2 protein-coding genes are annotated in these 2487 nt (G+C 49.5%); both read left to right on the top strand.

Annotated features, from left to right (window positions below; genetic code table 11):
* Window positions 1-636, top strand: coding sequence for a response regulator transcription factor (locus BG32_RS11905; RefSeq protein ID WP_409072664.1), 636 nt, complete (start codon window positions 1-3; stop codon window positions 634-636).
* Window positions 617-1903 carry a HAMP domain-containing sensor histidine kinase gene (locus tag BG32_RS11900; RefSeq protein WP_006490154.1) on the top strand — a complete coding sequence of 429 codons (1287 nt, stop codon included), beginning with the start codon at window positions 617-619 and terminating at the stop codon, window positions 1901-1903. The genes BG32_RS11905 and BG32_RS11900 overlap by 20 nt, the downstream gene beginning before the upstream one ends.
* Window positions 1904-2487 lie beyond the last annotated feature (584 nt).

Raw genomic sequence — 2487 nt, 5'->3', positions numbered from 1 at the left:
ATTGCTCAAGGAGTCTCTCGAAAGAGAGGCTTTGTAGCCGAACTTGCAGTCGACGGGGAAGAGGGGCTTTATATGGCTCTCAACGGTCCATTTGACGTTATTGTCCTGGACATTCTGCTCCCCAAACTCACCGGCTGGCAGGTTCTTGAAAAGATCAGAGATTCGGGAAGCAGAATACCCGTACTGATGCTTACAGCTCTCGACAGCATCGAAGACAAAGTCCGGGGCTTCGACTTAGGAGCCGACGACTATCTTCCGAAGCCATTCGATATCCGGGAACTTGTCGTCAGGATTCAGTCTCTTTTGAGAAGGGCACAGTTTGGCGGAGCTCCTTCAAGGGTTCTTAGAGTAGGAGATCTGGAGCTTGATATGTCGCTCAAGACCGCCAGCAGGGGAAACGAGAAGATAGAACTTAGAAAGAAGGAGTACCAGATCCTTGAATATCTAATGCTAAACAGTGGCAGGGTCGTTCCGAAGAGCGAGCTCGAGGAACATCTCTGGAATGAAGACGACGAACTGTGGTCGGACGTAATCAGAAGCCATATAAAGAACATCCGCAAGAAAGTAGACGGAGGGCGAAGAAAGAAGTTAATAAAAACGGTCAGGGGAATGGGCTATGAAATCAGTGACAGGTGAAGGCCTGTCATTCAGAAAGGCAAAGAGGAGATGGACGCTATTCTTTACCCTCATAGTCGTCTCTCTCGTCTCGGTTTTGAGCCTCTTCATTTTCGTCCTCTCCCTCAGGCTTGAAAGAGGGGCCGAGATAACCGCCCTCAACAGAGTAGCAGACAGGATCGAATCCAGAATCGGAAGGGCGCCCTTAATAGCCCTGGAGAGAATGCTCAGAAACTATTCCGGAAATTTAGACCTCTTCACCGCGGAGAATGAGATCCTCGAGTTCGTCACTCCTGACGGAGAGAGCGTTCTTCAGCTCGGAGGAAGAATAAAGAGCAGTGTACCGTTAGTTGAGGGGACTTCGAAGGCAAAGGTCATTGATTACAACGACTCAGAACTCGAGTACAACATTCTTACCAGAGCGATTAGAAACATGGCTGGACAGCCGGTCTTCTTTCTTCGCGTTGGAAGATCAACCGAAGGACTGAGCGAAAAATCTACTAGTCTTCTCTTTTCGCTTATTCTACTTATAGTGCTCGTTGCCGCCATCTCCTGGATAGTCGGTATGGCTCTTGCCGGATACGTTCTCACACCTCTGAGAGAAAGCTACGATAGGCTTCAACGCTTCACCGCCGACGCCTCTCACGAGTTAAAGACGCCCCTTACAGTTATGAGGCTGAGCGTAGATCTACTCAAGAGCAGGCCACTGGAAGGGGAAGCAAGAGATAAGGTCGATGCGATTGACGGTGCAACCCGAAATATGCAGAATGTTGTCAATCAGCTCCTGCTACAGGCAAAGGCACACAACGATAGCAAAGCTGTAATGTCTTCGCAGGATGTGAAACTGCTAGAGTTTCTCGAAGAGATGAAAGAGTATCACAGAGCCTTCGCCGAGTCGAAAGGTGTCCGAATAATCGTTGAGACCGATGAAAATCTCATCGTCAAGACTTATCTAGACAAGCTTAAAGTGGCGGTTGCGGCCGTGCTCGAAAATGCGATCAAGTTCACCGATGAGAAGAGCGATGTCATTGTTAGGGCTTTTGAGAGAGAAGGTTCACTCTTCATTCAGATAGGTGATTCGGGCCCCGGAATAGCTGACCCGGAGAAGGAAAGGATATTTGACAGATTCTACAAGATAGACGAATCTCACAATAGTTCGGGAAGCGGCATGGGTCTATCCATAGCGAAAGAGATGGTTGGCTCGCTGGAGGGTGAAATAACGGTCGAGAACCGCCCTGGCGGAGGAAGCGTATTTGAAATACGGATACCTTTAAGAAAGCACAAATAGGCTCTTTCTTCGCGGTGCGTGAATGACGCGTTCGGGGTAGGTGGTTGCGGGTAGGAAGAGCAAGAGTAGAAGTGATGCTGCCTCCGGCAGGAAGCGAGGCCGCCTTCGTCGGGAAGTGATGCCCGGAAGAACATCCGGGGAAGTGATGCCGCTTCCGCGGGAGGAATTCAGAAGCCAGTCTGCTTCGCAGGCCAGCTCCCACTATGTCAGGCGAAACGACTGCTGTTTGTTTGAAAGAAAATGCTTCACGCAGTGAAAAAACAGTCCATGCCACGGATCAAGGGACGATCCTTTAGAAACTGTTTGTGCTTCTGAATAAGGATTTTAATCCTCCTTGAGGGAGGAGGGCCACGAAGTGGCGGAGGGTGTGAGTCTCCAACGTTTGGAAAAATTGCTGCCCTGACATAGTTTCCTGAGACGGTTGTTCGATGTTCATTTCTGATTGCTTCTATGAGCATACCTATTGATCACAGACTAGACAACGTGAAGAGTGGATTTGTAGTTCAATTGCGAAAAGGCCAACCTATTTCAAAAGCTGTTCAAAGACCACACTCCCCACCGCAAGCGGTCCCCCCCGCTCAAGC

It is taken from the genome of Mesotoga sp. HF07.pep.5.2.highcov, assembly GCF_003666285.1.
Lineage (GTDB): Bacteria > Thermotogota > Thermotogae > Petrotogales > Kosmotogaceae > Mesotoga > Mesotoga prima.
Note: the sequence above shows the minus strand (reverse complement) of the source record. Positions and strands in the feature narration are given on the sequence as shown.

Coding starts and splice junctions, on each gene's coding strand:
- BG32_RS11900 (WP_006490154.1), top strand. CDS start 617: ATGAAATCAGTGACAGGTGAAGGCCTGTCATTCAGAAAGGCAAAGAGG.